Source organism: Azospirillum sp. UENF 312511, from assembly GCF_058780635.1.
Genome location: NZ_JBSNCG010000003.1, coordinates 2,330,509 through 2,355,471, shown reverse-complemented (window position 1 = coordinate 2,355,471; position 24,963 = coordinate 2,330,509). Strand labels below are relative to the sequence as shown.

The following is a 24,963-nucleotide window of genomic DNA, read 5'->3' as shown; positions in this document are numbered from 1 at the left end:
CGTTCCAGCGGTTTCAGGCCATCCTGGCGCGGATGGTCTCCGCAATCGTCTGCGGCACCGGCTCGTGGTGGTCGAACTGCATCGTGTACTGCGCGCGCCCCTGACTCATCGAGCGTAGGGTGTTCACATAACCAAACATCGACGCCAGCGGAACCATCGCCAGGATCGAACGGGCGTTGCCCCGCTGGTCCATGGCGGTGATCTGTCCACGGCGGCTGTTCAGGTCCCCGATGATGTCGCCCATGTAGTCTTCGGGCGTCACCACCTCAACCCTCATGATCGGCTCCAGAAGCATCGGACCGGCCTTCTGCATGCCTTCGCGGAAGGCCGCGCGGGTCGCGATCTCGAAGGCCAGCACCGAGGAGTCGACGTCGTGGAAGGCGCCGTCGACCAGCGCCACCTTGAGGTCGATCACCGGGAAGCCGGCGACCACCCCGCTGTGCAGCGAGGCGTCCAGCCCCTTCTGCACGCCGGGAATGAACTCCTTGGGCACGGCGCCGCCGACGACCTTGTTCTGGAAGACGAAGCCGCTGCCGGCGGGCTGCGGCTCGAAGACCAGCGTCACGCGGGCGAACTGGCCGGTGCCGCCGGTCTGCTTCTTGTGGGTGTAGTCGATCTCGGCGGTCCTGGTGATGGTCTCGCGGTACGCCACCTGGGGCGCGCCGACGTTCGCATCCACCTTGAACTCGCGCTTCATGCGGTCGACGATGATTTCCAGATGCAGTTCGCCCATACCCTTGATGATCGTCTGACCGCTTTCATGGTCGACGGCCACGCGGAAGGACGGGTCCTCCTGGGCGAGGCGGGACAGCGCCATGCTCATCTTTTCCTGGTCGGCCTTGGACTTCGGCTCGACGGCCACCTCGATGACCGGTTCCGGAAACTCCATCCGTTCCAGGACGATGGGCTTGGCGGGATCGCACAGCGTATCGCCGGTCGTCGTGCTCTTCAGCGCGGTGAAGGCGACGATGTCGCCGGCGTAAGCCTCGTCGATCTCCTCCCGGCTGTTGGCGTGCATCAGCAGCATGCGGCCGATGCGCTCCTTCTCGTCCTTGCCGGGGTTCAATACGGCGGTGCCGGAGGCGACGGTGCCGGAATAGACGCGCACGAAGGTCAGCGACCCGACGAAGGGGTCGTTCATGATCTTGAAGGCGAGCGCCGAGAAGGGAGCGGCGTCGTCCGGTGCGCGCTCGTCCGTCTCGGGGCTGCCGACGCGGTGTCCCCGGACTGCCCCGATGTCCACGGGAGCCGGCAGGTAGTCCACCACGGCGTCCAGCATCGGCTGGATGCCCTTGTTCTTGAACGCGGAGCCGCAGAGGACCGGCACGAAGCGCAGACCCACGGTGCCCTTGCGGATGCAGGCCCTGAGCGTGTCCTCGGACGGCTCCTGACCGGACTCGAGATAGGCCTCCATGGCCGCGTCGTCGAGTTCCAGGACGGCGTCGAGCAGCGCCTGGCGGTGGCGCGCCGCTTCGTCCCTCAGGGCGTCCGGAATGTCGGTGTAATAGAATTCGGCGCCCAGCGTCTCTTCTTTCCAGACGATGGCGCGCATGGCGACCAGATCGACGACGCCGACAAAGCTGGCCTCGGACCCGATCGGAAGCTGGAGAACGAGCGGGAAAGCGCCCAGCCGTTCCTTCATCATGGCGACGCAGCGGAAGAAGTCCGCGCCGGTGCGATCCAGCTTGTTGACGAAACACATGCGGGGCACGCCGTACTTGTCGGCCTGCCGCCACACGGTCTCGGACTGAGGCTCCACCCCCGCAACGGAATCGAACACCGCAACGGCACCGTCGAGCACGCGCAGGCTGCGTTCGACTTCAATGGTGAAGTCGACGTGACCCGGCGTGTCGATGATGTTGATGCGGTGGTCGCGCCAGAAGCAGGTCGTGGCCGCGGAGGTGATGGTGATGCCCCGTTCCTGTTCCTGCTCCATCCAATCCATCACCGCGGTGCCCTCGTGCACCTCGCCGATTTTGTACGACTTTCCAGTGTAGTACAAAATCCGCTCGGTGGTCGTGGTCTTACCGGCATCGATGTGAGCCATGATGCCGATGTTGCGGTAACGGTTCAGGGGATGGGAACGGGGCATGACAAGCACCTGGGCCGGTGGGTGCCTTACCAGCGGTAGTGCGAGAAGGCCTTGTTGGCTTCCGCCATACGATGGGTGTCTTCGCGCTTCTTCACGGCGGTGCCACGCTGGTTGGCGGCATCCAGCAGCTCACCCGACAGACGCTCGGTCATGGTGTTTTCCGAGCGGGCGCGGGCGGCGCCGATGAGCCAACGGATGGCCAGGGCCTGGGCGCGGTCCGTGCGGACCTCGACCGGAACCTGGTAGGTGGCGCCACCGACGCGACGCGAGCGCACTTCGAGGTGCGGCTTCACGTTCAGCAGGGCGTCGTGGAAGACCTGAACCGGCTCGTTCTTGGTCTTGGCCTCGATGCGGCTGAGGGCGCCGTAGACGATGCGCTCGGCGGCGGACTTCTTGCCGTCCAGCATCAGGCAGTTCATGAACTTGGTCAGGACGCGGTCGCCATACTTGGCGTCCGGCAGGACCTCACGCTTCTCGGCGCGACGACGACGGGACATCGTGAATACTCCTTACTTCGGACGCTTCGCGCCGTACTTCGAACGACGCTGCTTACGATCCTTCACGCCCTGGGTATCGAGCGTGCCGCGGATGATGTGGTAGCGAACGCCGGGAAGATCCTTCACACGGCCGCCGCGGATCATAACCACCGAGTGTTCCTGGAGGTTATGGCCTTCACCGGGGATGTAGGAGGTCACTTCGAAGCCGTTCGTCAGGCGAACGCGGGCGACCTTACGCAGAGCCGAGTTCGGCTTCTTCGGCGTGGTCGTGTAGACGCGGGTGCAGACGCCACGCTTCTGCGGGCACGCCTCCATCGCGGGAACCTTATTGCGCGCGGCCAAGGGCTCGCGCGGCTTACGGATCAACTGGTTGATCGTCGGCATATCTGCCCTTCATCCCTTCAGGTCACTCGGCCGGCGGAGCCGGACCGATTGGAAAATCGCCCGGCGATAGCCGGACGATGCAAAAGCCCGCCTGCGAAGCCTGAGGGGCTTCGAGCGGGCCCAATGGTCGATCGCCGTCGGAACGGTCCACAAGGACCCGGTCGTTCAGCTATGTCGCTTGGGTTCAGCCGGATGCTGGTCAGGATGGACGAAAGACCTTCCCGAGGCTCCTTTTGAAGTTCGCGGACTATATGGGTCTGCCAGAGACCCGTCAAGCGCGCAGATGACCGTTCTTCGTGCGCTTCGACGACGTTTCCGCGTCAGCCGGCGCGAGCGGACCGGCGGCGGCGCAACGCGTCCGCACCCGCCGCCACCGCGGCGGCCCGCGCCTCAAGCATTGGACGCATCCGCGCGAGGAGATCGGCCGTCACCACCTCCCCCGCCCCGTCCGGCGAGCCGGCGTCGAAGGGCGGCTGCGGGTCGTATTCGATGGAGAGTTGGATGCGCTTCGCGGCGTCCGCGCCAAACAGCTCGCCGACGATCCGCAGCGCCACGTCGATTCCCGCGGTTACGCCGCCGCCGGTGAACAGCGTGTCGTCCGCCACCACGCGCTCGGCCACCGGCGTGGCACCGAAGGATGAAAGGAAGTCGCGGGAGGCCCAATGCGTGCCGGCCCGCCTCCCCTCCAGCAGCCCGGCGGCGCCGAGCACCAGGGAGCCGGTGCAGATCCCGGACAGATAGCGGGTGCCCGCCGCCCGTTCCGCCAGGAAGGTCAGCACCTCCTCGTCGGTCAGCAGCGCGTTGATTCCGCTCCCGCCGGGCACGAGAAGAAGGTCGAGCGGCGGAGCTTCGGTCAGGGTGGCCGTCGGAAGGATCGTCAGACCGGTGTCGGAGCGCACCGGATCGAGCGTCTTCCACAGCAGATGGACCTTGGCGCCGGGCACGCGGGCCAGCACCTCGTAGGGGCCGGTGAGGTCGAGCTGCGTGACGTTGGGAAACAGCAGCAGGCCGAAGCTTGGCGCGTTCTCGGTCATGGCGAAGGCTCCGATGCGTGGGAGCGATGATGCTAACCCCACGTGCCGGAATGAGAAAGGGGCGCGTCCCCTGCGGAACGCGCCCCCTGCCCTACCCTATGCGCCGAAGCCTCAGGTTCCGTAACCTCAGGCCGCGGTGCTCTCGCCCGGATGCGGCAGGGCCGGAGCCTCGCCGTCCTCGCCCTCGCCCTCCGCCAGGGCGCGATCCCGCTCGGCGGCGATCTGCTTCAGGCGGTTGACGACGGACCCGGTGCCCGCCGGGATCAGGCGGCCGACGATCACGTTCTCCTTCAGGCCTTCCAGGTTGTCGGTCTTGCCCGACACCGCCGCCTCGGTGAGGACGCGGGTGGTTTCCTGGAACGACGCGGCGGAGATGAAGGACCGGGTCTGCAGCGACGCCTTGGTGATGCCCTGCAGGACCGGATGGCCGGCGGCCGGCTTCAGCCCCTCGGCGACGGTCTTCTCGTTCTCCTCGTCGAACTCCTGACGGTCGACCTGTTCGCCCACCAGGAAGGTGGTCTCGCCGGCGTCGGTGATCTCGACCTTCTGCAGCATCTGGCGAACGATCACCTCGATGTGCTTGTCGTTGATCTTCACGCCCTGCAGTCGATAGACGTCCTGGATCTCGTTGATGAGGTAGTTGGCCAGAGCCTCCACGCCCATCACCGACAGGATGTCGTGCGGCACCGGGTTGCCGTCCATCAGCAGGTCGCCGCGCTGGACATAGTCACCCTCCTGCACGGAGATGTGCTTGCCCTTCGGGATCAGGTACTCGCGCTCGTCCCCCGTCTCGTCGTTGCGGACGACGATGCGGCGCTTGGTCTTGTAGTCTTTGCCGAACTCCACGCGGCCGTCGAGGTCCGAGATGATCGCGAAGTCCTTCGGACGGCGCGCCTCGAACAGCTCAGCCACGCGCGGCAGACCGCCCGTGATGTCGCGGGTCTTGGACGACTCGCGCGGGATACGCGCCAGCACGTCGCCGGCCCTGACGTGGGCGCCGTTCTCGACCGAGAGAATGGCGTCCACCGACATGAAGTAGCGGGCCTCCAGACCGTTGGCCAGCGTGATGATCTCGCCCCGCTCGTCGCGCAGCGTGATCCGCGGCTTCAGATCCGCACCGCGCGGCTGCTGACGCCAGTCCACCACGACCTTCGACGAGATGCCGGTCGCCTCGTCCATCACCTCGCGCATGGAGATGCCTTCCACGAGGTCGACGTAGTGGGCGGTACCCTCGCGCTCGGTGATGATCGGCAGGGTGTAGGGGTCCCACTCGGCCAGCTTCTGGCCGCGCTCGACCTTCACGCCCTCGTCGGCCAGCAGCTTCGCACCGTACGGAACGCGGTGACGCGCCCGTTCGCGGCCCTGCTCGTCGAGCAGGATCACTTCGGTGCTGCGGCCCATGACGACCGGGATGTTGGAGGAATTGATGACGACGTTGCGGTTGTGGATCCGCACCGTGGCATCGAACGCCGCCTCCACCTGGCTCTGCTCCGCACCGCGCTGCGCTGCGCCACCGATGTGGAACGTGCGCATGGTGAGCTGCGTGCCCGGCTCGCCGATCGACTGGGCGGCGATGACGCCGACGGCCTCGCCGACGTTGACCAGCGTGCCGCGGGCCAGATCGCGGCCGTAGCACTTGGCGCAGACGCCGTCCTTGGTCTCGCAGGTCAGGACCGAACGGATCATGACGCTGTCGATGCCCGAGCGCTCGATGCGGTCCACCGTGGGCTCGTCGATCAGGCCGGCGTTCGGCACAATCAGCTCGCCGTTCAGCGGGTCGATCAGGTCGCCGACCACCGTCCGGCCGAGGATGCGGTCGCCCAGCGGGGAGATGACCTCGCCGCCGTCGATCACCGCCTTGACGGTGATGCCCTTGTCGGTGCCGCAATCCGTCTCGACGATGATGGCGTCCTGGGCCACGTCGACGAGACGACGGGTCAGGTAACCGGAGTTCGCCGTCTTCAAGGCGGTGTCGGCCAGACCCTTGCGGGCGCCGTGGGTGGAGTTGAAGTACTCCAGCACGGTCAGGCCTTCCTTGAAGTTCGAGATGATCGGCGTCTCGATGATCTCGCCCGACGGCTTGGCCATCAGGCCGCGCATGCCCGCCAGCTGGCGGATCTGGGCGGCCGAGCCACGCGCGCCGGAGTGGGCCATCATGTAGACCGAGTTGACCGGCTTGCCCGGCTTGGTGTCGGAGATGACCTTCATCATCTCCGTCGCCACCTTCTCGGTGCATTCCGACCAGACGTCGACGACCTTGTTGTACTTCTCGCCCTGGGTGATCAGACCGTCGAGATACTGCTGCTCGAACTCCTTCACCCGCTCCTTGCTGTCGTTGACCAGCTTCTTCTTCGCCTCGGGGATGACCATGTCATCCTTGCCGAAGGAGATGCCGGCGCGGCAGGCGTGGCCAAAGCCGAGCTTCATCAGGCGGTCGGCGAAGATCACCGTCTCCTTCTGACCGCAATGGCGGTAGACGGCGTCGATGACATTGCCGACGTCCTTCTTGGTCAGCAGGCGGTTGATCAGCGAGAAGGGCACCGCCGGGTTGCGCGGCAGGATCTCGGACAGCAGCATGCGGCCCGGAGTCGTCTCCACGATGGAGATCTTCTCGTCGCCGTTCTCGTCCACGCCCTTGTAGCGCGCCTTCACCTTGGCGTGCAGCGTCACGACCTTGGCGTCCAGCGCCTGCTCGATCTCGCCGACGTTGGCGAAGGTCATGCCCTCGCCCTTCTCGCCCGGCCGGTCCATCGTGATGTAGTAGAGACCCAGCACGATGTCCTGCGACGGCACGATGATCGGCTTGCCGTTGGCGGGCGACAGGATGTTGTTGGTCGACATCATCAGGACGCGCGCTTCCAGCTGGGCCTCGAGGCTCAGCGGGACGTGCACGGCCATCTGGTCGCCGTCGAAGTCCGCGTTGAAGGCGGTGCAGACCAGCGGGTGGAGCTGGATCGCCTTGCCTTCGATCAGCGTCGGCTCGAAGGCCTGGATGCCCAGGCGGTGAAGCGTCGGCGCGCGGTTCAGCATCACCGGATGCTCGCGGATGACCTCCTCGAGGATGTCCCACACCTCGGGACGCTCCTTCTCGACCATCCTCTTGGCGGCCTTGATGGTCGAGGCGAGGCCGTACAGCTCCAGCTTCGCGTAGATGAAGGGCTTGAACAGCTCCAGCGCCATCTTCTTCGGCAGGCCGCACTGGTGCAGCTTCAGCTCCGGACCGACCACGATGACCGAACGGCCCGAGTAGTCGACGCGCTTGCCGAGGAGGTTCTGACGGAAGCGGCCCTGCTTGCCCTTCAGCATGTCGGACAGCGACTTCAGCGGACGCTTGTTGGCGCCGGTGATGACGCGGCCACGGCGGCCGTTGTCGAACAGCGCGTCGACGGCCTCCTGCAGCATGCGCTTCTCGTTGCGGACGATGATGTCCGGCGCCTTCAGCTCGATCAGCCGCTTCAGACGGTTGTTGCGGTTGATGACGCGGCGGTACAGGTCGTTCAGGTCGGACGTCGCGAAGCGGCCGCCGTCCAGCGGGACGAGCGGACGCAGCTCCGGCGGGATCACCGGAATGACTTCCAGGATCATCCATTCCGGACGCGACTGCGACGACAGGAAGGCGTCGATCAGCTTCAGCCGCTTCACGAGCTTCTTGCGCTTGGCCTCGGACGAGGTGTCCCGCAGCTCCTCGCGGCAGGTCTTCTTCTCCTCCTCCATGTCGAGCGCCGACAGCATGATGCGCAGCGCTTCGGCACCGATCGAGGCGGTGAAGGCGTCCTCACCGTACTCGTCCTGGGCGGAGACGAACTCCTCCTCGCTGAGGAGCTGGTGCAGCTTCAGCGGGGTCAGGCCCGGCTCGATGACGACGTAGTTTTCGAAATAGAGGATGCGCTCCAGATCCTTCAGCGTCATGTCGAGCAGCAGACCGATGCGGCTCGGCAGGGACTTCAGGAACCAGATGTGGGCGACCGGCGAGGCCAGCTCGATGTGGCCCATGCGCTCGCGCCGGACCTTCGACAGCGTCACCTCGACGCCGCACTTCTCGCAGATGATGCCACGGTACTTCATGCGCTTGTACTTGCCGCACAAGCACTCGTAGTCCTTGATCGGGCCGAAGATGCGGGCGCAGAACAGGCCGTCGCGCTCAGGCTTGAAAGTGCGATAGTTGATGGTTTCCGGCTTCTTGATCTCGCCGAACGACCAGGACCGGATGCGCTCGGGGCTCGCGATCTGGATGCGGATCTGATCGAAGCTCTGGGGACCCTGGACTTGGCCGAAAATGTTCATCAACTCGTTCATGACCGTCTCCCGCTGGCAGCGCCGCGTTGTCGGTTAAGGGCAGTTCCCGCCGGAAGGGGCCAACATGGCCCCTCCTCCGGCGGGTTCAAGTCTCTTGGGCTCAGTACGACCGCTGGTTCAGCTCGACGTTCAGGCCCAGGGAGCGCAGCTCCTTGACCAGAACGTTGAAGGACTCAGGGATGCCCGCCTCGAAGTTGTCGTCGCCGCGGACGATCGCCTCGTAGACCTTGGTGCGGCCGGACACGTCGTCCGACTTGACCGTGAGCATTTCCTGCAGCGTGTAGGCGGCGCCGTAGGCTTCGAGCGCCCACACTTCCATCTCACCGAAGCGCTGTCCGCCGAACTGGGCCTTACCACCGAGCGGCTGCTGGGTGACCAGCGAGTAGGGACCGATCGAGCGCGCGTGGATCTTGTCGTCCACGAGGTGGTGCAGCTTCAGCATGTAGATGTAGCCGACGGTCACCTTGCGGTCGAAGGCCTCGCCAGTGCGCCCGTCGATCAGGGTGACCTGACCGGAACGGTCCAGACCCGCCTTCTCCAGCTGCTGGCAGATGTCCTCCTCGCGCGCGCCGTCGAAGACCGGCGTGGCGAAGGGAACGCCCTTGCGCAGGTTGCCGCCCAGCTCCAGCAGCTCGCCTTCGGTCATGTCGGCGATCTGGTCGTCGTAGACCTTCTCGCCGTAGGCCTCCTTCAGCGTGATGCGCAGCCCGTCCATGGTCTGGGCGGCGTCGCCGCGGCCCTTCATGGCGAGGCGGTACTGGTCGATGGCGCGGCCGATCTGCTTGCCGAGGCCGGCCGACGCCCAGCCCAGGTGTGTCTCCAGAATCTGACCGATGTTCATGCGCGACGGCACGCCCAGCGGGTTCAGCACCAGATCGACCGGCTGGCCGTCCTCCAGGTACGGCATGTCCTCCTGCGGCAGGATGCGGGAGACCACACCCTTGTTGCCGTGGCGGCCGGCCATCTTGTCGCCCGGCTGCAGCTTGCGCTTCACCGCGACGAAGACCTTGACCATCTTCATCACGCCCGGCGGCAGCTCGTCGCCGCGCTGCAGCTTCTCGACCTTGTTCTCGAAGCGGTTCTGCAGCGCCTGGATCGAGTTGTCGAAGACCTTGCCCAGGCTCTCCACCGTCTCCATCACCTGCTCGTCGGCGATGGAGATCTGGCGCCACTGGCCCTTGGTCAGGTTCGCCAGCTCGGCGTCGGTCAGCACCGTGCCGGCCCGCATGCCCTTCGGGCCGGACTGCGCGGTCTGGCCGAGGATGACCTCCTTCAGGCGGGTGTAGAAGCTGCGCTCCAGGATCGCGCGCTCGTCGTCGCGGTCCTTGGCCAGCTTCTCGATCTCGGCCCGCTCGATGGCCAGGGCGCGCTCGTCCTTGTCGACGCCGCGGCGGCTGAACACGCGGACCTCGACGATCGTCCCGGCGACGCCCGGCGGCAGGCGCAGCGAGGTGTCGCGGACGTCGGACGCCTTCTCGCCGAAGATGGCGCGCAGCAGCTTCTCTTCCGGCGTCATCGGGCTTTCGCCCTTCGGCGTCACCTTGCCGACCAGGATGTCGCCCGGACGGACCTCGGCGCCGATGTAGACGATGCCGGCCTCGTCGAGGTTCTTGAGGGCTTCCTCACCGACGTTCGGAATGTCGCGGGTGATTTCCTCCTGGCCCAGCTTCGTGTCGCGGGCCATGACCTCGAACTCCTCGATGTGGATCGAGGTGAAGACGTCGTCCTTGACGATGCGCTCGTTGATGAGGATCGAGTCCTCGAAGTTGTAGCCGTTCCACGGCATGAAGGCGACGAGCACGTTGCGGCCCAGCGCCAGCTCGCCCAGTTCCGTCGAGGGGCCGTCGGCGATGATGTCGCCGGCCGCCACGCGGTCGCCCACCTTCACCAGCGGGCGCTGGGTGATGCAGGTGTTCTGGTTGGAACGCTGGAACTTCAGCAGGTTGTAGATGTCCACGCCCGGCGCCGTGGCGTCGGACGAGTTGGTCGCCCGGACCACGATGCGGGTCGCGTCGATCTGGTCGACGATGCCCTTGCGCTTCGCGACGATGGTCACGCCGCTGTCACGGGCGACCGTGGCCTCCATGCCCGTGCCGACCAGCGGCGCGTCGGCCTTGACCAGCGGCACCGCCTGACGCTGCATGTTCGAGCCCATCAGCGCGCGGTTCGCGTCGTCGTTCTCGAGGAACGGGATCAGCGCCGCGGCGACGGAGACGAGCTGCTTCGGCGACACGTCGATCAGATCGATGGCCTCCGGGCGGAACATCAGGTATTCGCCGCCCTGCCGGCACGACACGAGGTCGGCGGCGAAGCGGTTGTTCGCGTCCAGCTCGGCGTTGGCCTGGGCGACGACGTAGCGGCCCTCCTCCATGGCGGAGAGGTAGACCACCTCGTCTGTGACGATGCTGTCGCGCACCTTGCGGTACGGGCTTTCGATGAAGCCGTACTGGTTCACGCGGGCGTAGGTCGCCAGCGAGTTGATCAGGCCGATGTTCGGACCTTCGGGCGTCTCAATCGGGCAGATGCGGCCGTAGTGCGTCGGGTGCACGTCGCGCACCTCGAAGCCGGCGCGCTCGCGGGTCAGACCGCCCGGGCCGAGGGCCGAGAGACGACGCTTGTGCGTGATCTCGGACAGCGGGTTGGTCTGGTCCATGAACTGCGAGAGCTGCGACGAGCCGAAGAACTCGCGCACCGCCGCCGCCGCCGGCTTGGCGTTGATCAGGTCGTGCGGCATGACCGTGTCGATCTCGACCGAGCTCATGCGCTCGCGGATCGCACGCTCCATGCGCAGCAGACCGACGCGGTACTGGTTCTCCATCAGCTCGCCGACCGAGCGGACGCGGCGGTTGCCGAGATGGTCGATGTCGTCGATCTCGCCTCGGCCGTCCTTCAGGTTCACCAGGACCTTGAGGATCGACATGATGTCCTGCTTGCGCAGGACGCGGACGCTGTCCTCGGTCTGGAAGTTCAGGCGCGCGTTCATCTTGACGCGGCCCACCGCCGACAGGTCGTAGCGCTCGCTGTCGAAGAACAGGCCGGCGAACAGCGCCTCGGCCGACTCCAGGGTCGGCGGCTCGCCCGGACGCATGACGCGGTAGATGTCGATCAGCGCGTCCTCACGGGACGCGTTGCGGTCGGCGGCCATCGTGTTGCGGATGTAGGCGCCGACGTTGAGATGGTCGATCGCCAGCACCGGCAACTCGTCGACGCCGGCCTTCTCCAGCTTGTCGAGGTCGCTCGCCGACAGTTCGTCACCGGCTTCGAACAGGACTTCGCCGGTCCGCTCGTTGATGATGTCGACGGCGAGATAGCGGCCGGTCAGCTCCTCGGTGGAGACGAGCTGCTCGGTGAGGCCGCCCTCGACCAGCTTCTTGATCAGGCGCGGCGTCATCTTGGTGCCGGCCTCGGCGACGACTTGGCCGGAGGTCGCGTCCACGAGGTCGGAAGCGACCTTCACGCCCTTCATGCGGTCGGCGTTGAAGGGGGTCTTCCAACCGCCCGACGCGCGGGTGTAGGTGATCGTCTCGTAGAAGAAATTGAGGATCTCTTCCTTCGACATGCCCTGCGCCTCGTAGGGCAGCAGGTCCTTCTTCTGGGCCTTCCGCTCGGCGCGCAGCGCCTCGGTGTCCGCGCCGTCCAGGGCGAACAGCAGCGTGGTGGCCGGCAGCTTGCGGCGGCGGTCGATGCGCACGTAGACGAGGTCCTTGGCGTCGAACTCGAAGTCCAGCCAGGAGCCGCGGTACGGGATCACGCGGGCGGCGAAGAGATACTTGCCCGACGAATGGGTCTTGCCCTTGTCATGGTCGAAGAAGACGCCCGGGCTGCGGTGCATCTGCGAGACGATGACGCGCTCGGTGCCGTTGATGATGAAGGTGCCGTTGGCCGTCATCAGGGGCATGTCGCCCATGTAGACGTCCTGCTCCTTGATGTCGCGGATCGAGCGCAGGCCCGTGTCCTCTTCCACGTCGAAGACGGAGAGGCGCAGGGTCACCTTCAGCGGGGCAGCGAAGGTCATGCCGCGCTGCTGGCACTCCTCGACGTCATACTTCGGCTGCTCAAGCTCGTACTTCACGAAGTCGAGGACGGCGCGGTCGGAGAAATCCTTGATCGGGAACACCGACCGGAACACCTCCTGCAGACCCAGGTTGGCCCGCTTCTCCGGCGGGACGTCCATTTGCAGGAAGTGGTCGTAGGAGCTGCGCTGCACCTCGATGAGGTTGGGCATCTGGGTGACTTCCGGGATGCGCCCGAAGCTCTTCCGAACACGCTTTCGACCCGTAAAGGATTTGGCCATGGATGTCCCCAAACGTCAGAATCGTGAGTACGCTCGACCAGAAGCACGCGAACCAGGGTGCTCGCCGCGACGCGGCGATGATCGCGCGGCCCGCCCCTTATGCAGGGACGGAAAGAGCCGGACCGAGAAACCCGGTCCGGTGGAAGGCAGAAAACGCCGTGCGGCGGCAGGCCCCCTCGGGGACCAGCCGCCGTCCGGCGTGGATATGTCTTATCCGTCGCAGCAAGACGGTCTTACTTAATATCGACCTTGGCGCCGGCCTCTTCAAGCTGCTTCTTGATCTTGGCGGCCTCGTCCTTCGACACGCCTTCCTTGACCGGCTTCGGAGCGCCTTCGACCAGGTCCTTGGCTTCCTTCAGGCCCAGGCCGGTGATGGCGCGGACTTCCTTGATCACGTTGATCTTCTTGTCGCCGGCGTCGGCGAGGATCACGTTGAACTCGGTCTGCTCTTCGACCGGGGCGGCGGCAGCGGCCGGACCGGCGGCGGCAACGGCCACCGGAGCGGCGGCGGAGACGCCCCACTTCTCTTCCAGCAGCTTCGACAGCTCGGCGGCCTCGATGACGGTCAGGGCCGAGAGATCGTCGACCAGCTTCTGCAGATCAGCCATTTTAATGCTCCAACAACTCGATGTTCTGGGATGGGTAGACAGCTAGACGGGTGCGGCTCAGGCCGCCTCGTCCTTCTTCGCGTAGGCCGCCAGCACGCGGGCGACCTGGCCGCCCGGAGCCTGGAGAACGCCGGCGATACGGGTCGCCGGAGTCTGGATCATGCCCACGAGCTTGGCGCGCAGTTCGTCCAGCGACGGGAGCGTGGCGAGAGCCTTCACTCCCTCCGCGTCGAGGATCTGGTCGCCGAGAGCGGCACCGACGATCTTCAGCTTCTCGTTGGTCTTCGCGTAGTCGGCCACCACCTTGGCGGCCGCGACGGGATCCTTCGAGTAAGCGATCGCGGTCGGTCCCTTGAAGAGACCGTCCAGACCTTCGAACTGCGTGCCCTGAAGGGCGCGGCGGGCGAGCCGGTTCTTCGTCACCTTGAAGCTCGCGCCCGCGGCCCGAATCTTGCCACGCAGGTCGGTGACTTCCGCCACCGTCAGGCCGAGATGGTGGGTGACCACCACCAGGCCCGTTTCCTGGAGCTTCGACTGCAGGTCCGCGATCGTCGCTTCTTTTTGTGTACGATCCACGGATCGCCTCCTTGCACAGAGGTTTACGAGGGACCCCTTCCCTTTCGGTGAGGAGCCCCGGCGAACCTGTCCCAGAAGTTCGAGCCGTTCCTGAACCGCGGGCGAACCCGCGTGGTTAACGGTTCAACTCCTGTCTGCTCTGGCGGGTTTAAGCCCTTGCCTCCGGAGAGACGCGGGCACCAGCGGTCTTGGACAGGGTGGGCATCCCCGCAGGGACACCCGATCGCCGCCGGTTCCCGAAGGAGCCGGCGGCGAAACTCAGGTCACTCAGGCCGTGGCGGCCAGAGTGGACAGATCCAGCTTCAGGCCCGGGCCCATCGTCGAGGACAGCGAGACCTTCAGCAGGTACTGGCCCTTGGCACCGGTCGGCTTGGCACGGGTGATGGCATCCACGAAGGCGCGGATGTTCTGCACCAAAGCCTCTTCCGAGAAGCTGGCCTTGCCGACGCCGGCGTGCACGATGCCGGTCTTCTCGGCGCGGAACTCCACGGCGCCGGCCTTGGCGGCCTTGACGGCGCCGGCCACGTCGGGGGTCACGGTGCCGAGCTTCGGGTTCGGCATCAGGCCGCGCGGGCCGAGGACCTTACCGAGCTTGCCGACGACGCCCATCATGTCCGGGGACGCGATGCAGCGGTCGAAGTCGATGTTGCCGGCCAGGATCTTCTCGGCCAGATCGTCGGCGCCGACGATGTCCGCACCGGCGGCCAGGGCGTCGTCCGCCTTGGTGCCCTTGGCGAACACGGCGACGCGCACGGTCTTGCCCGTGCCGTTCGGCAGGTTCACCACGCCGCGGACCATCTGGTCGGCGTGACGCGGATCGATGCCCAGGTTCATGGCGATTTCGATGGTCTCATCGAACTTCGCCTTGGGCAGGCCCTTGATCAGGGAGACGGCGCCTTCCAGGGAGTAGAGCGCCTCGCGGTCGACCTTCTTGTAGGAATCGGTCAGTCGCTTGCCGAGCTTCGCCATGGGATCAGCCCTCCACCACTTCGAGGCCCATCGAGCGGGCGGAACCAGCGATCATGCTCGCGGCCGCCTCGACGTCGTGGGCGTTCAGGTCCTTCATCTTCTTCTCGGCGATGTCACGAATCTGGGTCTTCGTGATCTTGCCGGCGAAAGCGCCCTTGCCGGTGGTCTGCGAGCCCTTGTCGATGCCAGCGGCCTTCTTCAGGAAGTAGCTGACCGGCGGGGTCTTCGTGACGAAGGTGAAGGTACGGTCGCCGTAGGCGGTGATGACCACCGGGATCGGCATACCGACTTCCAGGTCCTGCGTCTTGGCGTTGAACGCCTTGCAGAACTCCATGATGTTCAGGCCGCGCTGACCGAGCGCCGGGCCGATGGGCGGCGACGGATTCGCCTTGCCGGCCGGAACCTGCAGCTTGATGAAGCCGACGATTTTCTTTGCCATGTCACAACCTCCAGATACGACGCCTCGATACGCTGTCCGGCGTCGCGGGGCTTTGCGGTGCGGCTATGGCGGGCCTTCCGCAGCAGAAAGGAGCACGTGACTGTTCATCACGTGCCCCGGGAAAACTGTTGGTCTCAGACCTTCTCGACCTGGGTGTATTCCAGCTCGACCGGCGTGGAGCGGCCGAAGATCGACACCGCCACCTTGAGGCGGGCCTTCTCCTCGTCGACTTCCTCGACGATGCCGTTGAAGGAGGTGAAGGGGCCGTCGCTCACACGAACCTGCTCGCCCACCTCGAAGGTGATCGAGGGCTTGGGGCGCTCAAAGCCTTCCTGCACCTGATGGATGATCCGCTCGGCTTCGCGCTGGCTGATCGGCTGCGGCTTGCCGCCGCCACCCAGGAACCCGGTGACCTTCGGCGTGTTCTTCACGAGATGCCAGGACTCGTCCGTCAAATCCATCTTGATGAGGACGTAGCCGGGGAAGAACTTCCGCTCGGTGTTGATCTTGGAACCCCGGCGCACTTCGACCACTTCCTCGGTCGGCACCAGGATTTCTTCGAACTTGTCTTCCAGACCCTTCTGGGCCGCCTTCTCGCGGATGGCCTGGGAGACCTTCTTTTCGAAGCCCGAATAGACGTGAACGACGTACCAGCGCGCGGCCATGGCGATCAGGCTCCCAGCCCAAGGATCATACGGACGGCGAAGGCCAGCACCTGATCCACGACGAGGAAGAACAGCGAAGCCAGCACCACCATGACGAACACCATGGCGGTCGTCACGCCGGTTTCCTTGCGGGTCGGCCAGGTGACCTTGGCCACCTCGCGGCGGACGTCGCGCGCGAATTCTGCGGGGTTCACTTTAGCCATCGTAGACCGTGCGGGCTCCGGTGCGACGTGTAGGGCGCGGTCAGCGGCCCGTTCTGGTTCGGTACGGCGTGGCAGGAGTGGAGGGGCTCGAACCCCCAGCCCCCGGTTTTGGAGACCGGTGCTCTACCAATTGAGCTACACTCCTATCGCCGCAGGCTCTACCCCCGGCGGGGAGCGGAGCTTATAGCGCATAGCCGCGTGGCTTGCTAGCCTTTTTATCGGCCGGCATGCCGAAAACGACAGGGATCAATCCCGCCGCCGAACCATGGGGAACGACGGCGGGATCGACACCTTTAACTTACTTGATGATCGAGGCGACGACGCCGGCGCCGACGGTGCGGCCACCCTCGCGGATGGCGAAGCGCAGGCCCTCGTCCATGGCGATCGGAGCGATCAGCTCGACTTCCATGGAGATGTTGTCGCCCGGCATCACCATCTCGGTGCCTTCCGGCAGCTTCACCATGCCCGTCACGTCGGTCGTGCGGAAGTAGAACTGCGGACGGTAGTTGGTGAAGAACGGCGTGTGACGGCCACCCTCTTCCTTCGTCAGGATGTAGGCCTCGGCCTTGAAGGTGGTGTGCGGCGTGATGCTGCCCGGCTTGGCCAGAACCTGGCCGCGCTCGACGTCCTCACGCTTCGTGCCGCGCAGCAGCGCGCCGATGTTGTCGCCGGCCTCACCCGAGTCGAGCAGCTTGCGGAACATTTCCACACCGGTCACCGTGGTCTTGACCGTGGTCTTCAGACCGACGATCTCGACTTCCTCGCCGACCTTGACGATGCCGCGCTCGACGCGGCCGGTCACCACGGTGCCGCGGCCCGAGATCGAGAACACGTCCTCGATCGGCATCAGGAACGGACGGTCCTTCGGACGCTCCGGCTGCGGGATGTACTGGTCGACCTCGGCCATCAGCTTGAGGATCGCGTCACGGCCGATCTCCGGCGAACGGTCCTCCAGCGCGCACAGCGCCGAGCCCTTGACGATCGGAATGTCGTCGCCCGGGAACTGGTAGGAGGACAGCAGCTCGCGCACCTCCATCTCGACCAGCTCGAGCAGCTCCGGATCGTCGACCATGTCGACCTTGTTCATGAACACCACCAGCGCCGGCACGCCGACCTGGCGGGCCAGCAGGATGTGCTCGCGGGTCTGCGGCATCGGGCCGTCGGCGGCCGACACGACCAGGATCGCGCCGTCCATCTGCGCGGCGCCCGTGATCATGTTCTTCACGTAGTCGGCGTGGCCCGGGCAATCGACGTGGGCGTAGTGGCGGTTGGTCGTCTCGTACTCGACGTGCGCCGTCGAGATCGTGATGCCGCGCGCCTTCTCTTCCGGCGCCTTGTCGATCTGGTCGTAGGCGGTGAAGGTCGCGCCGCCGCTCTCGGCCAGCACCTTCGTGATCGCCGCCGTCAGCGACGTCTTGCCGTGGTCGACGTGGCCGATCGTGCCAATGTTGCAGTGCGGCTTGTTCCGCTCAAACTTTGCCTTCGCCATCGCTTTGGTCTTTCGTTCCCGACGTTCCGGACGCACACAATGGCCCGGCCGAGACCGACATTTCCCTTAGCGCGGGGGGATTGGAGCGGGTGAGGGGAATCGAACCCCCGTCGTAAGCTTGGAAGGCTTCTGCTCTACCATTGAGCTACACCCGCCATGCCCCGCCCGGCGCTATCGACCGGGAAACGCGATCACGGACAAGCCGTGGAATGTAGTGGTGGAAGGGGCTGGATTTGAACCAGCGTACGCTTACGCGGGCAGATTTACAGTCTGCTGCCTTTAACCACTCGGCCACCCTTCCTCAGGCCCGTTGCGGGACATGCCCGCCGCGGAGTTCGGCACTATGAGAATTTTTCAGGCCTTGTCAACACGTCTGAAGCAGTCCAAACCAGAAAACTGTGAATAACCGCGGCGGGCTTAGGCCTGCCCCCTCCAGCCGGACACCATGACCCGTTCGAAGAAGCCATCCGCGCCCCACGGCCAGCCCCCTGCCCCGGCCAAGAGCCACTCCCCATCCAACCGCGAGTCGCGCGGCGACCGCTCCTCCCCCGGGCGCGGCGCGCAGGGCGTCCTGCTCTACGGCCTGCACCCGGTGTCGGCGGCGTGGCTGAACCCGGAACGGCGCATCCACCGCCTGATCGCGACGGAAGCGGGCCGCGCGGCATTGGAGCCGGTTCTGGCCCAGGCCAAGGCGCGCGGGCTCCAGCGCCCCGGCGTGATGCCGGCCGACCGCAACGACCTGGACCGCATGCTGCCGCCGGGCGCGGTGCACCAGGGCGTGGCGGTGGACGTCGCCCCCCTGGACGAGATCGGGATCGAGGACCTCTGCGTGGAGGCCGATTCGGACCCGTCGGCGCTCGTCGTCATCCTCGACCAGGTGACCGACCCGCACAACGTCGGCGCGATCCTGCGCTCCGCCTCGGCCTTCGGGGCCAAGGCGGTGGTGGTGACGGAGCGCAACGCGCCGGAGACCACCGGCGTCCTCGCCAAGAGCGCCTCGGGAGCGCTGGAGTCGGTTCCGCTGGTGCGCGTCACCAACCTCGCCCGCGCGCTCGCCGATCTTCAGCAGGCCGGCTTCTGGACCGTCGGTCTCGCCGAATCGGGGAAGAGCACGCTGGCCCAGTGCAACCTGACGGGCCGCACCGCGCTGGTGCTGGGGGCGGAGGGAGCCGGGCTGCGCCGCCTGACCATGGAGCGCTGCGACATCGTCGCCCGCCTGCCGACCCAGGGACCGGTGGGCAGCCTGAACGTCTCCAACGCCGCCGCGGTCGCCCTCTACGAGGTCGCCCGGCTGCGCTGACGCGTCTCCGAACGCGCCGCACAGGTGAGGCTTGCTGCGGACCGCGCGGGACGCTAGTGTAAGCGCCCGCCGCGGTCTGGCCGGGCGGCACGCCGGTTTAGCTCAGTTGGTAGAGCAGCGGTTTTGTAAACCGAAGGTCGCGGGTTCGAGCCCTGCAACCGGCACCACTTTTTCCCTTCCGCCAGACCGACGCCCGATCCCGCCCATGACGCACGCTTCCGATGGCGGCCCTCTGATCCCCACTGGTTCCGGCGTCATCGACGCGGAGCACAGTTCCATTCTCGACCTCCTGTCGGCAATGACCGCGGGCGGGCCGGTCGGGCCGGCGGAGCTGACCGCGCTTCGGCTCGAAGTGGCGGAGCATTTCGCCACTGAGACGGTGGAGATGGCCGTCCTGACCGCGGAACGGCGGGAGCGGCACGAGCAGGCCCACCGAAGCTACCTCGCCAGCATCGATGCGTTGATCGTAACCGCGGAGCGCGGCGATCCGCTGACCGGCGACGATGCGAATCGGCTGATGCTGTGGTTCATCGTGCACTCCAACACCGCCGACACCGAGCTGGTGGAGGCCGCCCGGCGGGCCGGCGACGAGCCGCCGATGATTTCAATGGACGAATGGCTGGACAGTCTGGGCGAGGCCGACCGGGACGCCCTGCGCTCCTGAGACGGCCGTGCCGCGCCGTCCGGGGAACCGTGCCTGCAGGCGCCGGTTGGAGAAGGAACGATCCCTTCCCGCAACCGATCCAGGCTTCTTCATGACAACGTCCGACACACCCGACGCCAGGCCCAACGCCGGGGCGCAGCGCTTGCGTGATGCCATCGACAAGGGACTGACCGGCGACAAGGTCCCCGCCGCCGACCCCGCTGCGGCCCCGCTGGGGACCGACGACGAGGCCGCGGGCACCCGACCGCCTCCCGCCGCCAGCGCGCACGAGCCCGCCCCTCCCGAGGCCCGCGCGCCCTCGGGCCACTCAAAGGGCGCCGACGCCTTCCGCAAAGGCGATCTCCCCTACGGCGAGGGCACCCGCGACGACGGATGACCGCCGCGGCGGGAAGGGCTGCCGCGCAAAAAAATGTCCCTCCTCCCGGCGGGAAGAGGGACATCGTCATGGCGTTGAATGGTGGCGGGGCGCCTGCCCCAGTTTTCCGAAACAAATGGGCCGTCTGAAGGACCGTCTGGCGAGTGTTCGGAACCGGCTGCCGATCAGAAATAGCGCTCCGGCACGCGCAGCACGTCGTCGGGCATCACCGGCGTGGTGATCGGGGCGCGGCGCAGTTCCTTCTTCGGATCGGCCCCGCGGGTGATGAGGACATAGTCCTCCTTGGCGCGGTAAGTGTAGCCGCCGGCCATCGCCACCGCGGACAGGGCGGTCATGCCGTTCACATACTGGTACTGGCCGGGATTGCGGACCTCGCCCAGGATGAAGAAGGGCCGGTGGTTCAGCACCTCGACGCTGACCTTGGCGTCGCGGACATAGCCCTGCGACAGGCGCTTGGAAATGTCGGCCTCCAGCTCGCGCGGGGTGTGGCCGCGGGCCGACACCTCGCCGATCAGCGGCATGGCGACCTTGCCCGACCCGTCGACGCGGAACTCGCCGGAGAGCTGCTCCTCGCCGAAGACGATGACGCGCAGCGCGTCGCCGGCCCCCAGGCGGTAGTCCGTCATCTGGGCGACGCCGGGCGGTTCGAGAGGGGCATCCTGGCCACCGGCGCAGCCGACCATCGCGGCGGCGACCACGGTCATTCCGAGCGCGCGGAACACGTTACGTCGATTCATCCCTAACCCTTCTCCATAGCTCGTGAGGACATCGGGTCCAGGCGCCCGCGGACGGAGCGGCCGAACCCTGAGCGGTCACGGAGGGAGACTAGCAACTCGCACGCGCTTGGGAAAAAGTGGAGAGGAAGTAACGCCAACGGAGGAAAAGGATTCGCGTCACCGTATAGGCGGAAATGCAAAAGGGGCGCCCATCGGAAGATGAGCGCCCCTCTGTGCATGGCCCAGACGAACTGATTACATCTGAGCGCCGACGCGCAGATAGACCAGATTGTCGGAGTAATCGAAACCACTGAGGTTCGAGTTACGCTTTTCGTAAGTATAACCGCCATTCACGAAAACATAGCGGCTGAGCTGGTAGCTGGCACCGGCCCCCAGCGTGTAGACGTCGTCGGTGCGGTCCACGCCGTTGAAGTCGTCCTGGCGCCACTGGACGCGGGCGTTCAACAGCAGGGTGCGCAGAAGCTCGTGATCCACGCCGACCGCGGCGACGGTGCGGTTGTAGCTCGACGCGATCTGGCTGCCGCGAGCGTAGGTCGATTCGCGGACCTGACGGCTGAGCGAGCCGGTGACCGAGGTAAGCTGGGTCACCGACCAGTTCAGACGGCCGCCCAAGGCCAGACCACCGAAATCCTTCAGCGTCGGATCGTCGTAGGTCCGGCTCAGATAACCGGCATAGATCTCGCCATTGATGAGGCCGGTCAGGTCGGTGGACAGGCCGCCGACGATCTCGTAGCCGTCCGAGTCGCGGTTGACGCCGCCGAAATCCGGGGTCAGCCGGTACCGGGTCCAATTGTAAGAGCCCTGGACGAAGGCCTCGTAGCCCTGGATGAACTCGTAGCCAGCGCGGGCGGTGCCCGTGTAGCTCCAGCGGTCGCGGTCCTCCTGCGACTCCGTCCGCCCGGTGATCAGCTCAGCGTCCTGGTAAGAGGTGTACTGGGCGCCACCGGTCAGGCGGACGCGCAGGCGGTTGAAGCGCTGGTTGAAGGACGCCTCGCCGCCGTGGGTGAAGTAGTTCACCGGTTCCGCGAAGCGCGGCACCACGGTGCCGGTGCCCAGCGACACGTCGAAGTTCGGGTCGGACCGCCCCTCATGGTCGCGGCGGCTGAACAGCAGGCCGCTGACCGAGCTGTCGCGGGTGATGTCGTAGCGGCCGTCCACCTGCGCCCGGTAATCGGCGTAGTTCTCCGACGAGTAGTCGAAGAAGCGCCCGATGTTGCCGGAGGCCGAGAAGTTCAGGGCATGGTTGTTGAAATCCGAACGCACGTCGACGCGCGGCTGGGTGACCCATATGAAGTCGTCGCGGGTGTTGCTCTCGGTCGCGAAGACGTTGCTTTCATAGGTCAGGCCGGTCTCGATGCGCGGCAGGATTCGGAACGATCCGGCGCGGATGCCGAGCTGTTCGACCTCCGGACGGCGGCGCTCCAGCACGGTTTCACCGGGCTGCAGTTCCTGGGCGCTCACCGGCGTGGCCGCGGGCAGCGCCGTCAGCACGGTGGACGCGAGCGCGAGGGCGAGAAGGGACAGGGAGCTGGGCTTCATGGGTCACCGCGCAAGGCTGAAATCAGTGGCTCGTATCAGGCGGCCGAATGGCCTTGGAATGTGCAATCGCCGCTCCGGCAGAAGCGGACAGTCGCTGCAAAGACAACTCATAGCGTGATGTCCGTGCAACAGTGAAGCCGTTCAGCCGTGGTTTTTGCCCGCGCCTGTGTTGTTGGCGCAACAAGACTTGCGTCAGACGCGCGCTCTATTGCCATACGTCCGCATCGTTAGAGCTAAGGTCATACGACCGCGATCCGAGGCGCGCGTGTTCCCGGGAACCACCCGTCGGCGGCATCCGTTCACGCAAAGGCGGTCCGGAGCCGCACCCTGGAACGATGAGAGAGCGCCGAAGCATGACCAGACCCCTGACCACGCCCCCGCCGCCCAAATCACCCCGCCATCCTGGCGATGATGTCGTGATGCCCCCTTACACACCGGGGAGTGTCCCACCGCCGGACGGCGACCTTCCGAAGTCCGACCGCGAAAGGACTCCGCCGCCGAACACGTATCCACCGAAACAAAACCCATAATCGAAATACGGACAACCGGCTGGTATGACCAAAACACACCCGCATATGCAGATTGCTGGCCAGTCCCCCCGAAAGATTATTGAAACGCACGACTCATCTTCGTTCGCGAGTGCTTTGCACTTTAAATAGTCAAAGGGCCTACACTGTGGCTCTATGCCGCAGCGACGAGCGTTGCCTATTGCGACTTCCACCCCTAGGCTTCAAAGCGAAGCCTGCTGCATTTGGCGCAACCCCGGGAACATTCCCCGGGACCGGCGCCGAACCTGTCGCACGGTGTTCCGCCGACACCCGCCGCAACCGGAAACGGTCCGGCTCCGCAACGCTCGTGTGCGCCCATGGATCAGATTGCCCACCCTCCGACCGACGATTACCTGCTGACCGGGCAGGTGCACTATCGCCTCCGCCGGGCTCACCAGCGCGCGTCGTCCATCTTCATCGACATGATCGGCGACTCCCAGCTCACCCCCACCCAGTGGGGCGCCCTGGTCACGCTGCGGACCGAGGGGTCGCTGTCGCAGAACCAGCTCGGACGGCTGACCTTCATGGACCCGGCGACCACCCAGGGCGTGATCCTGCGCCTTGTGGAGCGCAAGCTGGTGGAGCGCCAGCCGGACCCGCAGGACCGGCGCCGCACCAGCGTCAGTCTGACCCGCGCCGGCCAATCGCTGGTCAACACCCTGCTGGAGAACGCCACCCAGGCGCATCACCGCACCCTGGACCCGCTGACCCCGGAGGAACAGGCGACCTTCCTCCTGCTTCTCTCCCGCCTGATGTGAGACCGGTGGTTCCGGCACCGGCCCGCGGAAAACCGGCGTGGTGCGGCGCAACGGAACGGTGACTTTTGCGGTGGGTTTGCTATGAACGCAGACATTGCGTTCAGGCTGCCGCTCCATGCGTCCACGCAGCCGTCCACCGCGCCGGGATACCGCCGACCATGAACCGCCGCCATCTCCTGCTTGCGCCGGGCGCTGCCGCCCTCGCCGCCGCCGTCTGGATCGCCGCGCCGATGCCCGCCGCCCAGGCGCAATCCGCCCCGGCCCAACCGGGCGGCCAGCCGATTCGCGTCGGCGAGATCAACAGCTACACCGGCCTGCCGGCCTTCACGATCCCCTACCGCCAGGGCTGGCAGCTCGCGGTGGAGGAGGTGAACGCGGCGGGCGGCCTGCTCGGTGGGCGCAAGCTGGAGGTCGTCTCCCGCGACGACGCCGGCAAGCCGGACGACGCCGTGCGCGTCGCGCAGGAGCTGCTGTCGAACGAGAAGGTCGAGCTGCTGGCCGGCACCTACTTCTCCCATGTCGGGCTGGCCGTGGCGGACTTCGCCGCGCGCAACAAGGTGCCCTTCGTGGCGGCGGAGCCGCTGACCGACGCCATCACCTGGACCAAGGGCAACCGCTACACCTTCCGCCTGCGCCCCAGCACCTACATGCAGGCCGCGATGCTGGTCGAGGAGGCGGCGAAGCTGCCGGCCAAGCGCTGGGCCACCGTCGCCCCCAACTACGAGTACGGCCAGTCGGCGGTGCAGTGGTTCCGCCAGCTTCTGTCGGAGAAGCGCCCGGACGTGGAGTTCGTGGCCGAGCAGTGGCCGGCCCAGGGCAAGCTGGAGGCCGGCCCCACCGTGCAGGCGCTGGCCGCGGCGAAGCCCGACGCCATCTTCAACGTCACCTTCGGCGCCGATCTCGCCAAGTTCGTGCGCGAGGGCGAGGGCCGCGGCCTGTTCCGCAACCGCACCGTCGTCAGCCTGCTGACTGGCGAGCCGGAATATCTCGACCCAATGAAGGACGAGGCGCCGGAGGGGTGGATCGTCACCGGCTACCCGCAGGAGCAGATCGACACGCCGGAGCACAAGGCCTTCCGCGAAGCCTATGTGAAGCGCTTCAACGAGCCGCCGCGCCAGGGTTCCGTCGTCGGCTACGCCACCTTCAAGGCCATCGCCGCCGCCGTGGAAAAGGCCGGCTCCACCGATGCGGAGAAGGTCGTGGACGCGCTGTCCGGCCTGGCCCTGTCCAGCCCCTTCGGCCCGATCACCTTCCGCGCGCTCGACCATCAGGCGACCATGGGCGCCTATGTCGGCAAGACCACGGTGAAGAACGGCCAGGGCGTGATGAGCGGCTGGCGCTACGCCGACGGCGCGGACTATCTGCCGTCCGACGAGGCCGTCCGCAAGATGCGTCCGGAGTAAGGGGCGGAGGGGCCGCGCTTGCCCCCACCCTTCCCACGGCTGCGCCGCGGGCCCCTTCCCTCCCCCGCTTTGCAGGAGAGGGAGTTTGATCC

At 66.3% G+C, this 24,963-nt stretch carries 20 protein-coding genes and 4 tRNA genes; 6 read left to right on the top strand and 18 right to left on the bottom strand.

From position 1 onward, the window contains the following. Positions 1 to 13: 13 nt before the first annotated feature. The 16 genes from fusA to ACWPN7_RS22395 form a co-directional block, all read right to left on the bottom strand. Positions 14 to 2,092 carry an elongation factor G gene (gene fusA, locus ACWPN7_RS22470; protein WP_149648478.1) on the bottom strand — a complete coding sequence of 693 codons (2,079 nt, stop codon included), beginning with the start codon at positions 2,090 to 2,092 and terminating at the stop codon, positions 14 to 16. A gap of 26 nt (positions 2,093 to 2,118) precedes the next feature. Then, the gene (gene rpsG / locus ACWPN7_RS22465; protein WP_014241043.1) at positions 2,119 to 2,589 is read right to left on the bottom strand and encodes a 30S ribosomal protein S7; all 471 of its coding nucleotides are present in this window, start codon (positions 2,587 to 2,589) and stop codon (positions 2,119 to 2,121) included. A 12-nt stretch (positions 2,590 to 2,601) separates the two neighbouring features. Next, complete coding sequence (gene rpsL / locus ACWPN7_RS22460) at positions 2,602 to 2,973, bottom strand: 30S ribosomal protein S12 (RefSeq protein WP_012973201.1); 372 nt, start codon at positions 2,971 to 2,973, stop codon at positions 2,602 to 2,604. Positions 2,974 to 3,293: 320 nt separating this feature from the next. Next, on the bottom strand, positions 3,294 to 4,007 hold the full coding sequence (locus ACWPN7_RS22455) for a DJ-1/PfpI family protein (protein WP_459198244.1): 714 nt from the start codon (positions 4,005 to 4,007) through the stop codon (positions 3,294 to 3,296). Positions 4,008 to 4,133: 126 nt separating this feature from the next. After that, positions 4,134 to 8,303 (bottom strand): DNA-directed RNA polymerase subunit beta', encoded by a 4,170-nt coding sequence (gene rpoC, locus ACWPN7_RS22450; RefSeq protein WP_149648476.1) that lies wholly within the window; start codon positions 8,301 to 8,303, stop codon positions 4,134 to 4,136. A gap of 100 nt (positions 8,304 to 8,403) precedes the next feature. Next, on the bottom strand, positions 8,404 to 12,597 hold the full coding sequence (gene rpoB, locus ACWPN7_RS22445) for a DNA-directed RNA polymerase subunit beta (RefSeq protein WP_492273446.1): 4,194 nt from the start codon (positions 12,595 to 12,597) through the stop codon (positions 8,404 to 8,406). A gap of 233 nt (positions 12,598 to 12,830) precedes the next feature. Continuing rightward, on the bottom strand, positions 12,831 to 13,205 hold the full coding sequence (rplL, locus tag ACWPN7_RS22440; RefSeq protein WP_014241048.1) for a 50S ribosomal protein L7/L12: 375 nt from the start codon (positions 13,203 to 13,205) through the stop codon (positions 12,831 to 12,833). 57 nt (positions 13,206 to 13,262) lie between these two features. Next, a complete protein-coding gene (gene rplJ / locus ACWPN7_RS22435) occupies positions 13,263 to 13,781 on the bottom strand; it encodes a 50S ribosomal protein L10 (RefSeq protein ID WP_014241049.1) in 519 nt (172 codons plus the stop codon). A gap of 267 nt (positions 13,782 to 14,048) precedes the next feature. Next, on the bottom strand, positions 14,049 to 14,750 hold the full coding sequence (gene rplA / locus ACWPN7_RS22430; protein WP_035675066.1) for a 50S ribosomal protein L1: 702 nt from the start codon (positions 14,748 to 14,750) through the stop codon (positions 14,049 to 14,051). A 4-nt stretch (positions 14,751 to 14,754) separates the two neighbouring features. After that, on the bottom strand, positions 14,755 to 15,189 hold the full coding sequence (gene rplK / locus ACWPN7_RS22425) for a 50S ribosomal protein L11 (RefSeq protein ID WP_014241051.1): 435 nt from the start codon (positions 15,187 to 15,189) through the stop codon (positions 14,755 to 14,757). Positions 15,190 to 15,323: 134 nt separating this feature from the next. Further along, positions 15,324 to 15,854, bottom strand: coding sequence for a transcription termination/antitermination protein NusG (nusG, locus tag ACWPN7_RS22420; protein ID WP_038526785.1), 531 nt, complete (start codon positions 15,852 to 15,854; stop codon positions 15,324 to 15,326). A gap of 5 nt (positions 15,855 to 15,859) precedes the next feature. After that, on the bottom strand, positions 15,860 to 16,057 hold the full coding sequence (gene secE, locus ACWPN7_RS22415) for a preprotein translocase subunit SecE (protein WP_035675069.1): 198 nt from the start codon (positions 16,055 to 16,057) through the stop codon (positions 15,860 to 15,862). A 69-nt stretch (positions 16,058 to 16,126) separates the two neighbouring features. After that, a tRNA-Trp gene (locus tag ACWPN7_RS22410) sits at positions 16,127 to 16,202 on the bottom strand. 153 nt (positions 16,203 to 16,355) lie between these two features. Then, positions 16,356 to 17,546, bottom strand: coding sequence for an elongation factor Tu (gene tuf, locus ACWPN7_RS22405; RefSeq protein ID WP_014241041.1), 1,191 nt, complete (start codon positions 17,544 to 17,546; stop codon positions 16,356 to 16,358). Between the two features lie 81 nt (positions 17,547 to 17,627). Then, a tRNA-Gly gene (locus ACWPN7_RS22400) sits at positions 17,628 to 17,701 on the bottom strand. 60 nt (positions 17,702 to 17,761) lie between these two features. Beyond that, positions 17,762 to 17,847 (bottom strand) — tRNA-Tyr (locus ACWPN7_RS22395). A 144-nt stretch (positions 17,848 to 17,991) separates the two neighbouring features. Here ACWPN7_RS22395 and rlmB point away from each other — a divergent pair. The 4 genes from rlmB (at position 17,992) to ACWPN7_RS22375 (ending at position 19,886) form a co-directional block, all read left to right on the top strand. Then, the gene (gene rlmB, locus ACWPN7_RS22390; protein WP_407823245.1) at positions 17,992 to 18,846 is read left to right on the top strand and encodes a 23S rRNA (guanosine(2251)-2'-O)-methyltransferase RlmB; all 855 of its coding nucleotides are present in this window, start codon (positions 17,992 to 17,994) and stop codon (positions 18,844 to 18,846) included. 91 nt (positions 18,847 to 18,937) lie between these two features. After that, positions 18,938 to 19,013 (top strand) — tRNA-Thr (locus ACWPN7_RS22385). A 38-nt stretch (positions 19,014 to 19,051) separates the two neighbouring features. Continuing rightward, a complete protein-coding gene (locus tag ACWPN7_RS22380; protein ID WP_407823244.1) occupies positions 19,052 to 19,510 on the top strand; it encodes a hemerythrin domain-containing protein in 459 nt (152 codons plus the stop codon). Positions 19,511 to 19,601: 91 nt separating this feature from the next. Beyond that, complete coding sequence (locus ACWPN7_RS22375; RefSeq protein ID WP_038526776.1) at positions 19,602 to 19,886, top strand: hypothetical protein; 285 nt, start codon at positions 19,602 to 19,604, stop codon at positions 19,884 to 19,886. Between the two features lie 164 nt (positions 19,887 to 20,050). On the opposite strand, the gene ACWPN7_RS22370 is transcribed toward ACWPN7_RS22375, so the two are convergent. After that, positions 20,051 to 20,623 (bottom strand): polysaccharide biosynthesis/export family protein, encoded by a 573-nt coding sequence (locus ACWPN7_RS22370; RefSeq protein ID WP_038526773.1) that lies wholly within the window; start codon positions 20,621 to 20,623, stop codon positions 20,051 to 20,053. Between the two features lie 234 nt (positions 20,624 to 20,857). Beyond that, positions 20,858 to 22,162, bottom strand: a complete 1,305-nt coding sequence (locus ACWPN7_RS22365) for an outer membrane beta-barrel protein (protein WP_201044456.1) — start codon at positions 22,160 to 22,162, stop codon at positions 20,858 to 20,860. 865 nt (positions 22,163 to 23,027) lie between these two features. Here ACWPN7_RS22365 and ACWPN7_RS22360 point away from each other — a divergent pair. Both ACWPN7_RS22360 and ACWPN7_RS22355 read left to right on the top strand, forming a co-directional pair. Continuing rightward, entirely contained in the window at positions 23,028 to 23,468 is a 441-nt protein-coding gene (locus tag ACWPN7_RS22360) for a MarR family winged helix-turn-helix transcriptional regulator (RefSeq protein ID WP_137103299.1), read from the top strand. Between the two features lie 158 nt (positions 23,469 to 23,626). Then, a complete protein-coding gene (locus ACWPN7_RS22355; RefSeq protein ID WP_038526767.1) occupies positions 23,627 to 24,871 on the top strand; it encodes an ABC transporter substrate-binding protein in 1,245 nt (414 codons plus the stop codon). The last annotated feature ends 92 nt before the right edge of the window (positions 24,872 to 24,963 follow it).

What these genes read in the sequence shown, in the direction of transcription:
- ACWPN7_RS22365 (WP_201044456.1), bottom strand. Translation starts at nt 22,162, where the DNA reads ATGAAGCCCAGCTCCCTGTCCCTTCTCGCCCTCGCGCTCGCGTCCACC.
- ACWPN7_RS22360 (WP_137103299.1), top strand. Translation starts at nt 23,028, where the DNA reads ATGGATCAGATTGCCCACCCTCCGACCGACGATTACCTGCTGACCGGG.
- rpoB (WP_492273446.1), bottom strand. Translation starts at nt 12,597, where the DNA reads ATGGCCAAATCCTTTACGGGTCGAAAGCGTGTTCGGAAGAGCTTCGGG.
- ACWPN7_RS22355 (WP_038526767.1), top strand. Translation starts at nt 23,627, where the DNA reads ATGAACCGCCGCCATCTCCTGCTTGCGCCGGGCGCTGCCGCCCTCGCC.
- secE (WP_035675069.1), bottom strand. Translation starts at nt 16,057, where the DNA reads ATGGCTAAAGTGAACCCCGCAGAATTCGCGCGCGACGTCCGCCGCGAG.
- tuf (WP_014241041.1), bottom strand. Translation starts at nt 17,546, where the DNA reads ATGGCGAAGGCAAAGTTTGAGCGGAACAAGCCGCACTGCAACATTGGC.
- ACWPN7_RS22455 (WP_459198244.1), bottom strand. Translation starts at nt 4,007, where the DNA reads ATGACCGAGAACGCGCCAAGCTTCGGCCTGCTGCTGTTTCCCAACGTC.
- rplK (WP_014241051.1), bottom strand. Translation starts at nt 15,189, where the DNA reads ATGGCAAAGAAAATCGTCGGCTTCATCAAGCTGCAGGTTCCGGCCGGC.
- rplA (WP_035675066.1), bottom strand. Translation starts at nt 14,750, where the DNA reads ATGGCGAAGCTCGGCAAGCGACTGACCGATTCCTACAAGAAGGTCGAC.
- rpoC (WP_149648476.1), bottom strand. Translation starts at nt 8,303, where the DNA reads ATGAACGAGTTGATGAACATTTTCGGCCAAGTCCAGGGTCCCCAGAGC.
- fusA (WP_149648478.1), bottom strand. Translation starts at nt 2,092, where the DNA reads ATGCCCCGTTCCCATCCCCTGAACCGTTACCGCAACATCGGCATCATG.
- rplL (WP_014241048.1), bottom strand. Translation starts at nt 13,205, where the DNA reads ATGGCTGATCTGCAGAAGCTGGTCGACGATCTCTCGGCCCTGACCGTC.
- rpsL (WP_012973201.1), bottom strand. Translation starts at nt 2,973, where the DNA reads ATGCCGACGATCAACCAGTTGATCCGTAAGCCGCGCGAGCCCTTGGCC.
- rlmB (WP_407823245.1), top strand. Translation starts at nt 17,992, where the DNA reads ATGACCCGTTCGAAGAAGCCATCCGCGCCCCACGGCCAGCCCCCTGCC.
- ACWPN7_RS22375 (WP_038526776.1), top strand. Translation starts at nt 19,602, where the DNA reads ATGACAACGTCCGACACACCCGACGCCAGGCCCAACGCCGGGGCGCAG.
- ACWPN7_RS22380 (WP_407823244.1), top strand. Translation starts at nt 19,052, where the DNA reads ATGACGCACGCTTCCGATGGCGGCCCTCTGATCCCCACTGGTTCCGGC.
- rpsG (WP_014241043.1), bottom strand. Translation starts at nt 2,589, where the DNA reads ATGTCCCGTCGTCGTCGCGCCGAGAAGCGTGAGGTCCTGCCGGACGCC.
- ACWPN7_RS22370 (WP_038526773.1), bottom strand. Translation starts at nt 20,623, where the DNA reads ATGAATCGACGTAACGTGTTCCGCGCGCTCGGAATGACCGTGGTCGCC.
- nusG (WP_038526785.1), bottom strand. Translation starts at nt 15,854, where the DNA reads ATGGCCGCGCGCTGGTACGTCGTTCACGTCTATTCGGGCTTCGAAAAG.